Below are 16119 nucleotides of genomic sequence, written 5' to 3'. Positions count from 1 at the left end.
GTGCAAGGGGACGGCAAGGCAGCGGCCGCCACGCGAGCCGCCAGCCGCCACTGGAGACCCGCCGTCATGCACCGTGCCGCCCATCCCGCTGCAGATCCCGCCGCAGACCTAGCGCTTTCCGGCGTCCAGCGCCACGGCGCCGAAGCAGGCGCAAATCCGGATGATACCGATCGCGCCGCGCTGATCGCGCGCGCGCATGCGCGCTCGGCCGGCTTCGGGCTCGATGCCGGCCACGCGCCGGGCTACGAGGCCCTTGCCGCACGCGCCCTGGGAGAGCTGGTCGACGCCAGCCGCGACCTGTACCGCCACGCGCTGCCGGTGATGGAAACCCTGCACGCGCAGATCGCCAACACCGACAGCATGGTGCTGCTGACCGACAGCAGCGGCGTGATCCTGCACAGCCTGGGCGACGGCGATTTCGTCGCACGCGCCCGCCGCGTGGCGCTGGCGCCGGGCGTGTCATGGTCAGAACCCAGCAAGGGCACCAACGCCATCGGCACCGCGCTGGCCGAGGCGCGCCCCACCATCGTCCACGCCGGCGAGCACTTCCTGCAGGCCAACCACCAGCTCACCTGCTCGTGCGCGCCGATTGCCGGCCCCACCGGCGAGATCCTGGGCGCGCTCGACGTCAGCGGCGACCACCGCGGCTTCCATCGCCACACCATGGCGCTGGTGCGGATGTCGGCGCAGATGATCGAGAACCACCTGTTCGCCAACCATTTCCCCGAAGCCGTGCTGGTGCGCTTCCATGCGCGGCCGGAATTCGTCGGCACGCTGTTCGAGGGCATGGCGGCATTCACGCCCGACGGCGCCTTCCTGGCCGCCAACCGCAGCGGGCTGTTCCAGCTCGGGCTGGCGCCGCACGCGCTGGCGCTGTCAGGCTTTGCCGAGCTGTTCGGCCAGCCGGTGCGCATGGCGATGCAGGCGCGCGCGGCCGGAACGCTGCACGTGCTGACGCTGCCCAGCCGCGTGCAGGTGTTCGCGCGCATCGAATACCGCGCCGTGCCGGTCAGCGTGCGCCAGCCGCTGCCGGACGAGCCGCTGCCGCCCGCGCTGGCCGCGCTCGACACCGGCGACGCCGCCGTGGCGGCCGTATTGCGCCGCGTGCGCAAGGTCAGCGGCCGCGATATCCCGATCCTGGTCCAGGGCCGCACCGGCGCGGGCAAGGAGTGGCTCGCACGCGCCATCCACGCCGCTTCGCCGCGCGCCAGGGGTCCCTTTGTCGCCGTCAATTGCGCGGCCATCCCCGAAACGCTGATCGAAGCCGAGCTGTTCGGCTATGAAGAAGGCGCCTTCACCGGCGCGCGCCGCCGCGGCTGCGCCGGCAAGCTGGCGCAGGCGCATGGCGGCACGCTGTTCCTCGATGAAATCGGCGACATGCCGCTGGCGCAGCAGGTGCGGCTGATGCGCGTGCTGCAGGAGCGCGCGGTGACGCCGCTGGGCGCGTCGCACGCGGTGCCGGTCGATGTGCGCGTGGTCTGCGCCACCCACCGCGACCTGCGCGCCATGATCGCCGACGGCACCTTCCGCGAAGACCTGTATTACCGCATCAATGCACTGGTGGTGACGCTGCCGGCGCTGTGCGAGCGCAGCGACCTGCCGGTGCTGGTGGAGCGGATCCTGCAACGGCAGCGGGAAGAGGCCGGGCCCGGATCACCGGTCCAGGTCAGCGCGCAGGTGCTGGCGTCGCTGCGCAGCCATCCGTGGCCGGGGAATATCCGGCAGCTCGCCAATGTGTTGCGCACGGCGGCGATACTGGCCGAGGGCGAGGCGGAGATCGGGTGCGAGCACCTGCCGGAGGGGTTTGAGCAGGAGTGCGGCGGGCCGGTGGAAGGGGCGCCGTCCGCGACCGCCGCGGCAGCACCTGCCTCACGTGAAAGCCATGGTCGCGACTTGCGTGGCTGGGAGGTCGGGGTCATCCGCGAGGCGCTGGCACGGCACAAGGGCAATGTCAGCCACGCTGCGCGCGAACTGGGTGTGTCGCGCAACACGATCTACAGGCGCTTGAAAGACCTGGGCGATACCTGAGACGCATCACGGAGCCGGCTGCGCCGCCAGCCACGCCGCCTCTTCATCGCTGAACAACTCCGACCGCGTCAGGAACCGCTGACCCGTCCGCCCCTCCAGCGAAAACATCCCGCCCGCGCCCGGCACCACGTCGATCACCAGCCGCGTGTGCTGCCAGTACTCGAACTGCGCGCGCGTCATGTAGAACGGCGCGCCGCCGATCTCGCCCAGCCGGACATCGGCCGGGCCGACCAGCAGCTCGCCGTCGGGGTAGCACATCGGCGCGCTGCCGTCGCAGCAGCCGCCGGACTGGTGGAACATCAGCGGGCCATGCCGCGCGGCCAGCTGCGCGATCAGCGCCAGCGCGGCGGGCGTTGCCACCACGCGGGCGACGGACGGGACGGCAGATGCGGAAGCCGGCATGACCCCACTCCTCGTCAGGCGTTGAAGTCCAGCACGACCCGGCCTTCGATCTTGCCGTCGCGCAGGCGCCCGAACACATTGTTGATGTCGTCGAGCTTCGCGGTGGACACCGTCGCCTTCACGTCGCCATGCGCGGCAAAGTCCAGCGATTCCTGCAGGTCGCTGCGCGTGCCGACGATCGAGCCGCGGATGGTGATGCCCTTGAGCACCACGTCGAAGATCGGCGTGCCGAACTCGCCCGGCGGCAGCCCGTTGAGCGCGATGGTGCCGCCGCGGCGCACCATGCCGATCGCCTGCGAAAATGCAATCGGCGACACCGCGGTGACCAGCACGCCATGCGCGCCGCCGATTTCCTTCTGCAGCCACGCGGCGGGATCGGTGGTGCGTGCGTTGACGGTGGCTTCTGCGCCGAGCTTGCGCGCCAGCGCGAGCTTGCCGTCATCGATATCGACCGCGGCCACGCGCAGACCCATGGCACGCGCGTACTGCACGGCCACGTGGCCGAGGCCGCCGATGCCGGAAATCACCACCCACTGGCCCGGCCGCGTATCGGTCACCTTCAGACCCTTGTAGACCGTCACGCCCGCGCACAGGATCGGCGCAATCTCTACAAAGCCGACCTTGTCGGGCAGCAGGCCCACGTAGTTGGGATTGGCGACGACATATTCGCCGTAGCCGCCGTTGACGGAATAGCCGGTGTTCTGCTGCTTCTCGCACAGCGTTTCCCAGCCTTGCAGGCAGTGTTCGCAATAGCCGCAGGCGCTGTAGAGCCAGGGCACGCCGACGCGGTCGCCTTCTTTCACGCGGGTCACGCCGCTGCCCACGGCGGAAACGTAGCCGACGCCTTCGTGGCCGGGGATAAAGGGCAGGGTGGGTTTGACCGGCCAGTCGCCGTCGGCGGCGTGCAGGTCGGTATGGCAGACACCGGAGGCCTCGATCTTTACCTGGATCTGGCCGGGGCCGGGTTGGGGAACAGGAACTTCGTCGATCGTGAGCGGCGCGCCGAATTCGCGCACCACGGCAGCTTTCATGGTTGCAGGCATCTCGACTCCTTCAATGACTCCTTGTCCGGGATGGCCCCGCGTCCGCGGGGCACAACCGGATCATGGCACGGGCAGGGCCGCAATAGGCGGCCATTGCGCCATGCCTTGAGCGTCGTCAGAAAAACCCGAGTGCGTTGGGGCTGTAGCTGACCAGCAGGTTCTTGGTCTGCTGGTAGTGGTCAAGCATCATGCGATGGTTCTCGCGGCCGATGCCGGACTGCTTGTATCCCCCGAATGCGGCATGCGCGGGATAAGCGTGGTAGCAGTTGGTCCACACGCGGCCCGCCTGGATGCCGCGGCCCATGCGGAATGCGCGCGCGCCGTCACGCGTCCACACGCCGGCGCCGAGGCCGTAGAGCGTGTCGTTGGCGATGGCGAGCGCCTCTTCCTCATCCTTGAAGGTAGTGACCGACACCACCGGCCCGAAGATCTCTTCCTGGAAGATGCGCATCTTGTTGTGCCCCGCGAACACGGTCGGCTTGACGTAGTAGCCACCCGCCAGGTCGCCGTCCAGCGCATTGCGCTCTCCGCCCGCCAGGCACTGCGCGCCTTCCTTGCGGCCCAGGTCGATGTACGACAGGATCTTCTCGAGCTGTTCCGCCGATGCCTGCGCACCGATCATGGTGCCCTTGTCGAGAGGATGGCCCTGGCGGATCGCCGCCACGCGCTTGAGCGCGCGTTCCATGAAGCGCTCGTAGATCGATTCCTGGATCAGCGCGCGCGACGGGCAGGTGCAGACCTCGCCCTGGTTCAGCGCGAACATGGCAAAGCCTTCGAGCGCCTTGTCGAAGTAAGCGTCGTCGGCGGCCAGCACGTCTTCGAAGAAGATGTTGGGCGACTTGCCGCCCAGCTCCAGCGTCACCGGGATGAGGTTCTGCGACGCGTATTGCATGATCAGCCGGCCGGTGGTGGTTTCGCCGGTGAAGGCCACCTTGCTGATGCGCGGGCTCGACGCCAGCGGCTTGCCCGCCTCCAGCCCGAAGCCGTTGATCACGTTGACCACGCCCGGCGGCAGCAGGTCGCCGATCACCTCCATCAGCACCAGGATCGACGCGGGCGTCTGCTCGGCCGGCTTGAGCACCACGCAGTTGCCGGCGGCCAGCGCCGGCGCCAGCTTCCAGGTGGCCATCAGCAGCGGGAAGTTCCACGGGATGATCTGGCCGACCACGCCCAGCGGCTCATGGAAGTGGTAGGCGATAGTGTCGCCGTCGATCTCGGAGATGCCGCCTTCCTGCGAGCGGATGCAGCCGGCAAAGTAGCGGAAGTGGTCGACCGCCAGCGGCAGGTCGGCGGCGGTGGTCTCGCGCACGGGCTTGCCGTTGTCGATGGTCTCGGCCACCGCCAGCAGCGTCAGGTTGGCCTCGATGCGGTCGGCGATGCGGTTCAGGATGTTGGCGCGCTCGGTGGTTGAGGTGCGTGCCCATGCGGCCTTGGCGGCGTGCGCGGCGTCGAGCGCGGCATCGACGTCCTGCTGGTTGGAGCGCGGCACGCGCGTGAACGGCTTGCCGGTGATCGGCGTGACCGACTCGAAGTACTCGCCGCCGGCGGGCGGCACCCACTGGCCGCCGATGTAGTTCTCGTACTGCTGCTTGTAGGGGTTGCTGACGCCCAGCTGGGCGATTTCCGCCATGTTCATGTCTCGCTCCGTTCGAAGGATTTGTGTCGTGTCGTCACGGCGTGGGACCGTGCGCACGGGAGCAGATCGCAAGAGGTGTGCCGGGGCGCGATAAGACGGAAACGCGGGGGAATTGGGAGGAATATCCGCGGAAATGAGCCAGGAATGTGTCACGCGCCGGCGGCGGTGTGCCAGCGCGTGACAGCGGTTGTTCCAGATTGGAACACCTATTCTCGTCGCAGCAGGTCGCCCTTGTTCCCCCGGCCCTGTTCAAGCCTTCGGGCGCGCGGATGCCGGATCGTAGGGCGCGCGCAGGTGTACGCGTGCGGGCAGCAGTTCGCCGGCCAGGTCGACGTGGTACGTGCCGGCTTCAAGCCACGCCGCATCGGCCGGCCCATCCTCGCGCGCCAGCAAGGCCATGCCGACCGGGCAGCCCAGCGTGTGGCCGAATGCGGCAGAACTGAGCGATCCCACTGCGCGCACGCTGCCGTCGGGGCCGGTGCGCAGCACGGCCTCTGCGCCCCACAGCATGGCGTCGCTCGCGCCATCCATCGTCACGACCACCATGCGCCGCGTGGGCGCGCCCGCCTGCCGCAGTTGCAGCAGGGCTTGCCGGCCGCGGAAGTCGATGCCGCTGGCCAGCTTGCAGGCGAACGACAGTCCCGCCTCGAACGGGTTGACCGACGGCGACAGCTCGCGGCCCCAGGCGCGGTAGCCCTTTTCCAGCCGCAGCGATTCAATCGCGTAGTAGCCGGCATTGATGAGCCCGAGGGTGCGCCCGGCTTCGTGCAGGGTCTCGTAGACGCCCACGGCGAATTCCACCGGCACGTACAGTTCCCAGCCCAGCTCGCCCACGTAGGTCAGGCGGGTCGCGCGCACGGAGGCATAGCCGAGATCGATCTCGCGCGAACTGCCGAAGGGAAAGCCTTCGTTGGAGAAGTCCGCGCGCGACACCTTCCGCAGCAGCTCGCGCGAGCGTGGCCCCATCACCGCCAGCACCGCGTACTGGCCGGTGATGTCGACGATCACGCAGCGCTTCTCGGAGGGGATCAGCCGCTCGATATAGCTGAAGTCGCGCGTGGCCTGCGCCGACCCGGTCACCACCAGGTACTGGTCGTGTGCCAGCCGCGTCACGGTCAGGTCGGACTCATAGGTGCCGCGTTGGTTGAGCATCGCGGTATAGACGGCCTGCCCCGGCGGCACCGCCACGTCGTTGCTCATCACGTACTGCAGCACCGCTTCGGCATCGGCACCCTTGACCAGGTACTTGGAGAACGAGCTCATGTCGAACAGCGCCACGCCTTCGCGGCAGGCACGGTGCTCGGCACCGCTCCACGGCAGCCAGTTCTGCCGGCCGAAGGCATATTCGATCCGCGGCGATGCGCCCGGCGGCGCGAAGAAGTTGGGCCGCTCCCAGCCCATCTTGCTGCCGAAACTCGCGCCGGCATCGCGCAGGTGCGCGTACAGCGGCGAGCGGCGGAACGGGCGCGCGGTCTCCAGCTCACGGTTCGGCCACGGCATCGCGTAGTGCAGGCCGAGCGTTTCCTTGACGCGGTCGTGCAGCCAGTTCTGGTTGCCGTTGAAGCCGGCGAAGCGGCGGATATCGACGGGCCACAGGTCCATGGTGGGTTCGCCCGCCACGATCCATTCCGCCAGCGCCATGCCGGCGCCGCCGGCGGAGGCGATGCCCATCGAGTTGAAGCCCGCGCCGACGTAGAAATTGCGCAGCTCCGGCGCCTCGCCGAGGATGAAGTTGTTGTCCGGCGTGAAGGATTCCGGGCCGTTGTAGAACTGCTTGACCTGCGCCGTTTCGAGCGCGGGCACGCGCACCAGCGCGTTTTCCATCAGGACCTGGAACTGGTCCCAGTCGTCGGGCAGCAGCTGGAACTCGAACGGCTCGGGAATGCCCTGCATGCCCCAAGGCTTGGCGTCAGGCTCGAAGCCGCCCATCACCAGCCCGCCGACTTCCTCCTTGAAGTAGATGAAGCCGTCCGGGTCGCGCATCACCGGCAGGTCGGGGTGCACGCCGGCGATGCGCTCGGTGACGATGTAGTAGTGCTCGGCCGAATGCAGCGGCACGGTCACGCCGCACATCAGGCCTACCTGCCGCGCCCACTGGCCGGCGCAGTTGACCACGATCTCGGCCTGCAGCCGCCCCTCGTCCCCGTTCTTGTTGCGCCAGCTGACGCCGGTGGCGCGGCCGTCGGCGCTATGGATCGCGGTGATCTTCGTGTCCTGCGCGATGATGGCGGCGCGGCTGCGCGCGCCGCGCGCCAGCGCCTGCGTCAGGTCGGTGGGATTGGCCTTGCCGTCGCCGGGCAGCCAGACCGCGCCGCGCAGGTCGTCGGTACGCATCGCCGGCCACAGCTCGCCGGCCTGCGAAGGGGAGATGACCTCGCACGCCACGCCATAGGCGCGCGCCACCGCCGCGGTGCGGCGCAGCTGCGTCATGCGCTCGGCGGTGCGCGCCACGGACAGAGAGCCGCATTGTTTCCAGCCGGTGCCGAGGCCGGTTTCCGCTTCCAGTTCGCTGTAGAGCTGCGTGGAGTAGCGGATCAGCTTCGTCATGCTTTCCTGCGAGCGCAGCTGGCCGACCAGCCCGGCGGCGTGCCAGGTGGTGCCGCACGACAGCTGGCCCTGCTCGAGCAGCACCACATCCTTCCAGCCCAGCTTCGTCAGGTGGTAGGCGACGCTGCAGCCGATGATGCCGCCGCCGATGATGACGACGCGGGTTTGGGCGGGGAGGGGGATAGGCATGGCGGGACTCGAGGGGCGCGGATCGAGGCTTGATGTTATTCCACAGCATGCCAATAAACAACACAAAATGCAACAAAAATGCGCTTTCGCGTCGCCCTGCGAAACGCCTAAATCCTTGAATACAAGCTGCAAATGCCGTGTGAAAGCTGATCTGCGGCAAACTTAATTGCGTTTCGGCCGCCATGGGCTAGTGTGTAGCCATCCCGCCGCTTGCTGCTGCCCTGCACAAAGGCGCCGGGTGAGGCATTTGGGCCCGTGACGCGCGATGCTTGTCGCTGCGCTGCCGGCGCCGGGGGAGGGAAAGATGTCTCCGAAGCAAGAATTCGCGCCTGCCGGCATCGCGCAGGCAGGGGAGGACGGCGTCATGCCGGACGGCGAGGACCCCGGCGGGTTGCTGGGATCCAGCCAGGTGTTCCGGGAGGCGATGGCGGTGGTGGCCCGGCTGGCCCGCGTCGACGTGCCCGTGCTGATCCTGGGCGAGACCGGCACCGGCAAGGAGCTGGTGGCGCGCAGCCTGCACTATCGCGGCGGGCGCCGCGACCGGCCCTTCGTCCCCGTGGATTGCGGCGCGTTGCCCGAAACGCTGTTCGAAGGCGAACTCTTCGGCCACGTGCGCGGCGCCTATACCGATGCGCGCCGCGATGCCGCCGGCCTGGTCGCGCAGGCAGAAGGGGGCACGCTCTTCTTCGACGAAATCCATGCGCTGTCCCTGCGCAGCCAGGCGTCGCTGCTGCGCTTCCTGCAGGACTTCCGCTACCGGCCGCTGGGTGCCCCGCACAGCCGCAAGGCCGACGTGCGCATCGTCGCCGCCACCAACCGCGAGCTGAAGCAGGGCGCCCAGGATGGCTGGTTCCGCGAAGACCTGCTCTATCGGCTCAACGTGGCCAACGTGCGCATGCCCAGCCTGAGGGAGCGCCCTGAAGACATCCCGCCGCTGGTCGAGCTGTTTGCGTCGCGCTTCTGTGCCCGCTATGGCTGGCCCGGCTGCCGGTTCGACCAGGCCTCGCTGGCGTGGATGCTGGCACAGCCGTGGCGGGGCAACGTGCGTGAGCTGGAGAACTTCGTGCAGCGCTGCCTGCTGTCGTGCGACGGGCGCGTGGTGCATGCCGAAGGCTGCCCGGCGACGCCCTGCACGGTCGACCTGGCCAGCGAGGCTGCGCCCGGCATGCAGCCATTCAAGGAGGCGCGCGACCAGGCCCTGGCGGCATTCGAGGCGGCCTACCTGCGCTCGGCGCTGGCGCGCAGCCACGGCAACGTGTCAGCGGCGGCGCGTGAGGCGGGCAAGGAGCGACGGGTCTTCGGAAGGTTGCTGAAGAAGCACGGCATCGATCGGGCCGAGTTCTCCTAGCCGGCTTGCAGGCGCGCTTGCGATACGGGCCGATTCAGGGGGCCGATTCAGGCCAGCTCGTGTTCGGCGGTGGCAAGCAGCGTGCCGAGCGGGATGCGCGGCAGTGCGTGGATCGCGTCGTATGCGAGCGCGAACGGGTCAAGCCTGGCCCCGGCCGGCACCGGCGCGTCCATGCCGGTGACCACAAAGGCAAGATAGAAGCGCTGCTGCGGATTGTCCTGCACCGTGAGCTGGCCGCCGTGGCGGGCCATCACGTAGTGCGCCAGGTAAAGGCCGAGCCGGTTCAGCAGCCAGGTGCGCGCGTCGTCCGTCGCCGCCTGCAGGTCGGTGCGATCGACAAAGGCCGCGAGCCGCGCGAACTGGCCCTGCGGGTCGTCCGACAGGGCGCTGTGGGGCACGATGCCGGCGACCTGCGCGAGTTCGTCCAGCATGTCGCGCTGGCGCGCCTTGAGCGTGTCCAGCCAGGCGCGGCGGGCGGCCAGCGAAGGGAGGGGTTGGGCGGGCTCGGTCAAAAGCTGTACTCGATAAAGACGATGCCCTCGTCCCGCAGCGCCTGCCGCAACGCTGCAGAGGGCGGGGCGTCGGTGAACATCCAGCGTGGATCATAGCCCGGGACGTTGTTGCGCAGCCAGACATCGCGCTGGATCTGTTCGCGGATGCGGTCGGTGAGTTCGACCTGGTTCGGAATCCCGCCGCGCTGTCCGGGCACGCCGATCCAGCGCGTGTACGATTTTGCCTCGCCCGCCAGCACGCCGCCGCCGGCCTGCGGCACGGGTACGTCCACGTAGCGCCCGCCGGTATTCGGCACCGGGAAGTGCTGTTGTCCCGGCGCGCCGTACACTTGCTGCAGGTATGTCTCGCGCTCTTGCCACAGCATGGGCTGGCGCATGCGGCTGATTTCGTCCCAGGTGTACGTGGTGGCATTGCCCGGCCCGAGCATCAGCGGCTCGCGCGGCGGCGGCGTGATCAGCACACGCGCCGGCTGGCTGCCCGTCGACAGCGGCGCCAGCGTCGACCCCGGCGCCGTGGGCGAGAACGGCACCAGCGCTTGCGGGCCCACCGGGACCAGCGCCGTGCTTGCCGCCCCGGTGCCGCTGCCGGCCTCCAGCATCAACGGCGCACTGCCGGCGCCGCGCGATGGCACGGTGGCACTGGCGGCCACCCGCATGCCGCCGCCTTCGAGCAGTTGGTACAAGGTTGCGGTTTCTCCCCGCACCATGATCACCAGGTCCGGACGCGAGGCAACGGTCACGAACATGGCGCCGTCCTCGCCGATGGTGATGACATACTCGCCGTGTTCGAGGGTGCGTGCGGCGGTGGCGCCACGGCCCGACAGCGCCAGTCCACCCTGTGTCAGCGGCGCCGCGCGCGGCATGGCGGTGCCGGCGCGCAGGGCACCGCTGAACATGCCCAGGTAACCGGTGGCCACGCTGACGAAGCCGTTGAGCACCATCGCGTCGCCAGCCTGCTGCTGCTCAGGCGTGAAGACATCGTGTGCGCCGATACCCAGCCGGTAGGCGGAACCAATGCGCATGGCTTCCTGGCCCTTTTGCACGCTGTAGTAGCCAAGCGAGATCTCCAGCGCGGCAAAGAACGCAATGCCCGCGGCGGAGGTGGGCGGGAAGATGGTCAGCAGCAATGCCAGCGCCGACAGCGCCGCGACCACCACGGATTCAACCTTGTCCCAGAACGCGTTGCTGTCCATCTCGTCCTGGATGGCGGTACGGACCGTCTCGTCGGCGAGAGGCAACAGGCTTCTGATGACCGGGCCGAAGTGCTCATAGCCAACTTCGTTGGCCCGGATCTTGGCCATCAGTTCGTCGTAGTTGCCCTTGCGCGTGGTGATCGCCGACAGGATCTGCCCGCGGATATCCTGCGCGGTGCCGGTGCGCAACGTGTTGAGCATCCCTTCGGGCAGCACCTTGTAGCCCGATGGTCCAAGCGCGCCGATGACCGGCCCGACCCGTGCCAGCGCCTGCCGGGTTGCCTCGGGATCGGGGAACAGCTGGTGCAGCTCGGCTTCGGCAGTGCCGGCCGGCGGCCGGTACAGGCCCGGCCGCGCGAGTTCCATGGCCGGATGCGCCGCCGGCGCAAGCCCATAAGGCCCGGCCAGGTCCGGCGGGCTGCTGAAGCGGGCCAGTGTTTCGAAGCGCGAAGGCGGGCGGATACCGGCGCGCATTTCGTTGGGCGTGGCCCAGCCATAGGGGCTCAGTGCCTCGCGTTCGGTGCGCGACGCGGAGATCTGGGTTTCCAGATGGCAACCGGTGCAGGCGCGGAACTGGCCAAAGGCCTGCCGCGCGCGCAGCTCCCGCATCTGCGGGTCGCGCATGTCCTGAAGCTCGAAGTAGGGCCGCGACGCGCCGGATTGCGTCATGCCCAGCGCGGCGATGTCCTCGCTGGGGATCATGTCCTCGACCAGGACTGCCCACATGCCGAGATTGCGTTTGTTCGACAGCAGCCGGTGGATTGCCGTGGTCTTTACGAGCTCCTTGAACGACGCGACACGCTCGTCCAGCGAGCCGGTGAGGTCTAGGACGGTCGGGTTGGCAGGATCCGGCGCCGCCATGCACATCTGCGGCTCGGCCGGCTCCTCGCCCCTGCAGACCTGGGACGCGTCGTCGGCGGGGGCCAGGCTTAGCAGGGAGGACGCGGAACCGGTGGATGCGGACGATGTGGATGAAGACAGGGGATCGCGCCGCAGCGTGGGCCCGGCTTGCGCGTCGTCCTGCAGTACATGGGCCAGTTCGTGCCCGATCAGCCGTTTGCCTGCGCTGGTGTGTGGCTGGTACTCGCCGGCACCAAAGACGATGCTCGAGCCGATGGCGAACGCGTGCGCATCCAGCCGTGCAGCGCTGGCGGCCGCCTGCGCAGTGTCATGAACGCGCACTGCCGACAAGTCTGCCTGGTAGCGGCTCTCGAAGAAGCGGCGCGTGCCGTCATCCAGCGCACGCCCGGGACCCGGCGCGAGGTCCGGGGTCTCGGCCAGCCAGTCCCGGCCGCGCGGCTTGCGCCGCAAGGTGGCGCCGGCGCTGGCCTGGCACGCGGAACAGGGGGGCTCGCCCGATGTGCAGGTACAGCCTGCGGGGACAGGCTGCGCGCCGCTGACGGCGGCTTCGGCCATCTGGTCGGCCTGCAGCTCGGCGGTGTCGGACGCGACGCCAAGCACCGGCTTGGCACGGATCGCACCGCGCGCGCAAAGCGCCTGCATCGCCAGATTCCCCGCTTGCCGTTGCGGCTCGCGCCCCCCGTGCGCGCGGCCGCTTCCCCTGGCAGGCGCATCGGGGCAGTCGGCGTCACGGACCGGCGCGGGCGGCTTGCGTGAGGTCGGGCTCATGGCCCGCTCCCGGCCGCGGGCGGAGGCTCGCGCCGCGCCATGGTCAGCAGCGTGACCCAGCGGGCGATGGCCTGCTGCTCTTCCGTGGAGATCTCCGACGATGACATCATCGGCTCGAGCGTGGTGGTTTCGCCGATGGTGGCGACCACGCGCGGCGCCATGGCTTGCCGCAGCGCTTCGGCTTCCCGTGCGCGGCGCGCCTCGGCGGCCGCGGCGTCGGCATTCCAGGATTCCGCGCTGCCCGGCACCACCTGGTCGAGGATGTAGGCGGAGACGCCGCCCGCAATCGCGCCGACGATGAAGCCCACCACCGCACCGGCCGCGGTGCCGGCGCCCGGCACGACAGAGCCTGCCGCCGCCCCGATTTCCATCGAGACGATGGCGATGCCCACCGCGCGGCCGACCCGCGTGGTGACCTCGAGCCCGCTATGCGGGCGCTGTTCCTGGCTGATGTTGTAGATCTCGATGCCGCCCGAGAACAGCGCAGTAGGCCCGGCGCGCGCGCCAAAGCGGGCCAGCCCGCTCAGCGGTGCGCCAGTGGCGATGGCGCGCTGTGCCATGTAGTACGTCAGCCGGCTCTCCAGTGCCGACTGGGTGCCCGACAGCGCAAAATCGCGGCCGCCGGCCAGCGCCAGTTCCTGCGCCCAGTCAGGGTGTTCCTGGGTGTCGACGTAGATCGTGCCGGCGGTGGTCACCACACCGACGATCATGCCGCCGAGGCCGCCCCGGCCAAAGCTCTCGGCGGTAGCCCGGGCAGAGCCGAGCCGGACGTGGGACAGCACATCCGGCTGCAGCACCGTGCCGGCCTGGTCGCCCAGCGCCACGGTTGCGACGTCGCGGAATCCCTCCAGCCGGTTGAGCTGGGCGGTGGTCACGCCGCTGCCGGTGACGCGGCCGGCGACCAGGCCCTGCGCCTGCGCGCGCGCCTGGTTGTACTGCTCCGGCGTCATGGACGCGCGCGCCGCGTCCAGTTCCGCGGGGGAGTGGAACGTGCGCGGGCCGGAAGCGGTCGTGACGGTGACGGGACTGTCCGCCATGGCGGCGCCGAAGCTGGTGCGCAGCCGGCCGTCCCAGGCCGCGTCGCTGTGCAGCGTCGCCTGGAAGGCGCGCACATCGTCGGCATTGATCGCCAGCAGGGCGTTGCCGAGGACCTGCTGGCGCGCCGCGTCGAATTCCGGCGTGCCGCGCTGCAGGGACGGATTGCCGGTCATGGCACGCACGGCCGAAAGCACCGGGTCGGCTTGCGCCGCGGTGGTCCAGCGGGCGCCGCCGCTGCCTGGCGCGCCGGCCGTGCGCGCGTCCGCCAGGCCCTGGCCGATGCGCTCGCCGATGTAGCCAAGATCGTGGCTGTCGATCTCCAGGATGCGAGTCGGCGTGGCAATGGTGGGGCCGACGGGGGGCGGGCGTGCCGCGTCCGCGGCGGCAGCCATGGCCGGCGCGCTGCCGATCGGCACGATGCGGCTGGCGGCGGTGCGGCCCAGCTCGGCCATTGCCCGGTTGAACTCGGCGGTGGAGATACGCTGGTTCGGCGGGTAGGACAGGCTTGATCCCGCCACGCTAAAGCCGGATGCCGCCGGCGCGCGTGCCGCCAGTTCAGCCAGGCTGCTGCACATCACCGTGCTGCCATCGCGCAGCGTGAGCCGGACCGGCGCAGCGCGCAGCGCGTCGGTGTACAGCGCGCGCAAGCCGCCGGGGCGCGCGATCATCCGGTTGGCCCCCCCGGGCGGCGCGGCGTTGGGGTTGGCAATGGCGCTGCGCAGGCTGGCCAGGTCGGCGTCGGGCACGGCAAACATGGTGTCAGACAGGAAGCGCGCCTGCGCCTGCTGGTACGCGGCCGTGCCGGGCGCCAGCGTGGCATCGCCGCTCGCCTGCTGAAGGTGGCGCAGCACCAGGTCCGTGCTGGCGGGCGAGGTCGCGCGCCGGCCTGCCACGTCCAGCAGCGCCTCGATCTTCATGGTGTATTGCTGCTGCCGCGTGTCGTAGTCCGCGGCACCGCTGGTGGTCACGGAGATCGGCTGGATATCCAGGATGCGCGGTACCCGTCCCTCGCCCGGACCGAAATCCACCACGGGGAAGTTGCCGGTCTGCGTGCGGCCGGTCACATCGACCCAGGATACGCGGTTCAGGTCCTGCAGGCCGGTGCCCCAGCCGGTGCGCCAGTCGCTGCCCATGCCGATCTCGCCGATGCGCCCGCGGAAATTGGCGTCGGCCAGGCCCAGCGGCAGCTGTCCCGGGGCCGTGCCCGGGCCATAGGGATGAAACCCCCCTGCCAGGCGGTAGTCGAGAAACGGCGTACGGCCGATCCCGCCCTGCGTCGGCAGCGACAGGCCACGTTGCCGCTCGGCGGCGATCGCGCGCTGGATCAGGTCGGCGCGGTTGGCGATCATCCCGTCAGCCTGCGGACCGCTGATGGTGCGGTAGCCCAGGGTCGCCACGTAGGCGCGCACTTGCCGCTGCGTCATGATTGCGCCGCCCAGCGTGACATCCGCAGCCCCCATCGCCGCCGCGGCGTTGGTAGTGACAATCTCGATGATGCCGGGCGCCGCGCTGCCGCGCATCTGGTAGAGCGCCGCAGGCGTGGTGTCGGTCCGTTCAGCCAGGAACACAAAGCCGCGCGCGATGCGCCGTGTCCGCTCCGCCGCGATCGCGCGCTGCAGCCGTTGCCAGCCGGCGGTTCGCGGGCTGGTGGCGGTGGCTTGCGCGAGGAACGTGGACGCCTCCAGATCGCGAGCGATCAGGTCGGCATTGGTCAGCGTGCGCACATCGGCATTGGCCGGATCGAACGCGGCAGGCGCCGACGGGACCGCGGAGGATGCCGGCGAGGTCGATGACGATGACGAGGACGAGGACGTGGCGACCGTCCCCCCGCTTGCGTCGTCGGATGAGCAGAATGCTGGCGGCGGCATGCTGGACGGCGTGTCCGGCGTGCTGGTCTCCTGCCGGCCGATGGCGGCGACCTGACCGCTGGCCGGGCGCGCCGCGCCGCGCGCACCGTCCAGGACGCGCGGGCCCAGCGCATGCGCCTCGCGTTCGGCGGCATCGTCGTGGCGGCTCAGGCTGCGCAGGCGCCCAGGGCCGAACGCCTGGTTTTGCGCGACATGCACCAGCTCGTGCCCGAGCAGGGCGCGGCCGGCCTGGGTATCCGGTGCCCACTGTTCGGGCCGGACAAAGACGTGATTGCGCCAGGTCAGCGCATCCGCGCGGCTGCCCGCCGTCAGTTCGGCGGCGGCGCTGCCGTGATGCAGGCGGACATGGCCGAGCGACAGTCCCAGCGTTCCCTCGGCGGCATTGCGCATCGCTGCAGGCAGCGACTGGCCGGATACCGTTGATGCCTGTGCCGCGGCGGCCTCGAGCCCGTCATCCGGCCGGGCCGCGCTGGCTGCGGGGATGGCGGTCGCGCTGACGGTGGCGCTGACTGGCGGCGGGGCCAGCAAGTGTTGCACTGCCTGGTTGCCGAGCACCGCCAGCGGGGCCGGGCCGTGATGGCCTGCACCCTTGCCCGCACCTGCGCTACCGTCCGGCTGCCTGGTCCGGCTGGCGTCGGGATGCGGCGCGGCCTTGCGGCTGTCGCGTGTCTTCATGGCTACCGCCG

At 69.9% G+C, this 16119-nt stretch carries 9 protein-coding genes; 2 read left to right on the top strand and 7 right to left on the bottom strand.

The window, feature by feature from the left end:
- The first annotated feature begins 66 nt into the window (after window positions 1–66).
- Window positions 67–2028: a sigma-54-dependent Fis family transcriptional regulator gene (locus tag E0W60_RS03470; RefSeq protein ID WP_135703039.1), complete on the top strand. Its 1962-nt coding sequence runs from the start codon at window positions 67–69 to the stop codon at window positions 2026–2028.
- A gap of 6 nt (window positions 2029–2034) precedes the next feature.
- On the opposite strand, the gene E0W60_RS03465 is transcribed toward E0W60_RS03470, so the two are convergent.
- The 4 genes from E0W60_RS03465 to E0W60_RS03450 all read right to left on the bottom strand — a co-directional run bounded on the left by E0W60_RS03465 (window position 2035) and on the right by E0W60_RS03450 (window position 7845).
- Window positions 2035–2430, bottom strand: coding sequence for a DUF779 domain-containing protein (locus tag E0W60_RS03465; protein WP_133095704.1), 396 nt, complete (start codon window positions 2428–2430; stop codon window positions 2035–2037).
- A 14-nt stretch (window positions 2431–2444) separates the two neighbouring features.
- On the bottom strand, window positions 2445–3473 hold the full coding sequence (adhP, locus tag E0W60_RS03460) for an alcohol dehydrogenase AdhP (RefSeq protein WP_135703038.1): 1029 nt from the start codon (window positions 3471–3473) through the stop codon (window positions 2445–2447).
- Window positions 3474–3588: 115 nt separating this feature from the next.
- The gene (gene adh / locus E0W60_RS03455; protein ID WP_135703037.1) at window positions 3589–5109 is read right to left on the bottom strand and encodes an aldehyde dehydrogenase; all 1521 of its coding nucleotides are present in this window, start codon (window positions 5107–5109) and stop codon (window positions 3589–3591) included.
- Between the two features lie 249 nt (window positions 5110–5358).
- Entirely contained in the window at window positions 5359–7845 is a 2487-nt protein-coding gene (locus tag E0W60_RS03450; protein WP_135703036.1) for a GcvT family protein, read from the bottom strand.
- 304 nt (window positions 7846–8149) lie between these two features.
- Between E0W60_RS03450 and E0W60_RS03445 the strand changes: the two genes are divergently transcribed.
- The gene (locus tag E0W60_RS03445; protein ID WP_240745821.1) at window positions 8150–9193 is read left to right on the top strand and encodes a sigma-54 interaction domain-containing protein; all 1044 of its coding nucleotides are present in this window, start codon (window positions 8150–8152) and stop codon (window positions 9191–9193) included.
- A 47-nt stretch (window positions 9194–9240) separates the two neighbouring features.
- Here the strand turns inward: E0W60_RS03445 and E0W60_RS03440 are convergent, their stop codons facing one another.
- The 3 genes from E0W60_RS03440 to E0W60_RS03430 are packed head-to-tail and all read right to left on the bottom strand — an operon-like array spanning window position 9241 to window position 16108.
- Window positions 9241–9705, bottom strand: coding sequence for a hypothetical protein (locus tag E0W60_RS03440; RefSeq protein WP_133095701.1), 465 nt, complete (start codon window positions 9703–9705; stop codon window positions 9241–9243).
- Complete coding sequence (locus E0W60_RS03435; RefSeq protein WP_135703035.1) at window positions 9702–12527, bottom strand: DUF4157 domain-containing protein; 2826 nt, start codon at window positions 12525–12527, stop codon at window positions 9702–9704. Before E0W60_RS03435 ends, E0W60_RS03440 begins: the two co-directional genes overlap by 4 nt.
- Window positions 12524–16108 carry a DUF4157 domain-containing protein gene (locus E0W60_RS03430; RefSeq protein ID WP_135703034.1) on the bottom strand — a complete coding sequence of 1195 codons (3585 nt, stop codon included), beginning with the start codon at window positions 16106–16108 and terminating at the stop codon, window positions 12524–12526. The genes E0W60_RS03435 and E0W60_RS03430 overlap by 4 nt, the downstream gene beginning before the upstream one ends.
- Between the last annotated feature and the right edge of the window lie 11 nt (window positions 16109–16119).

The sequence above is a fragment of the Cupriavidus oxalaticus genome (assembly GCF_004768545.1).
In the GTDB taxonomy this organism is placed as follows: domain Bacteria; phylum Pseudomonadota; class Gammaproteobacteria; order Burkholderiales; family Burkholderiaceae; genus Cupriavidus; species Cupriavidus oxalaticus_A.
This window is presented reverse-complemented; position numbering and strand designations above follow the sequence as displayed.

What these genes read in the sequence shown, in the direction of transcription:
- adhP (WP_135703038.1), bottom strand. Translation starts at nt 3,473, where the DNA reads ATGCCTGCAACCATGAAAGCTGCCGTGGTGCGCGAATTCGGCGCGCCG.
- E0W60_RS03450 (WP_135703036.1), bottom strand. Translation starts at nt 7,845, where the DNA reads ATGCCTATCCCCCTCCCCGCCCAAACCCGCGTCGTCATCATCGGCGGC.
- E0W60_RS03445 (WP_240745821.1), top strand. Translation starts at nt 8,150, where the DNA reads ATGTCTCCGAAGCAAGAATTCGCGCCTGCCGGCATCGCGCAGGCAGGG.
- E0W60_RS03465 (WP_133095704.1), bottom strand. Translation starts at nt 2,430, where the DNA reads ATGCCGGCTTCCGCATCTGCCGTCCCGTCCGTCGCCCGCGTGGTGGCA.
- E0W60_RS03435 (WP_135703035.1), bottom strand. Translation starts at nt 12,527, where the DNA reads ATGAGCCCGACCTCACGCAAGCCGCCCGCGCCGGTCCGTGACGCCGAC.
- E0W60_RS03470 (WP_135703039.1), top strand. Translation starts at nt 67, where the DNA reads ATGCACCGTGCCGCCCATCCCGCTGCAGATCCCGCCGCAGACCTAGCG.
- E0W60_RS03430 (WP_135703034.1), bottom strand. Translation starts at nt 16,108, where the DNA reads ATGAAGACACGCGACAGCCGCAAGGCCGCGCCGCATCCCGACGCCAGC.
- adh (WP_135703037.1), bottom strand. Translation starts at nt 5,109, where the DNA reads ATGAACATGGCGGAAATCGCCCAGCTGGGCGTCAGCAACCCCTACAAG.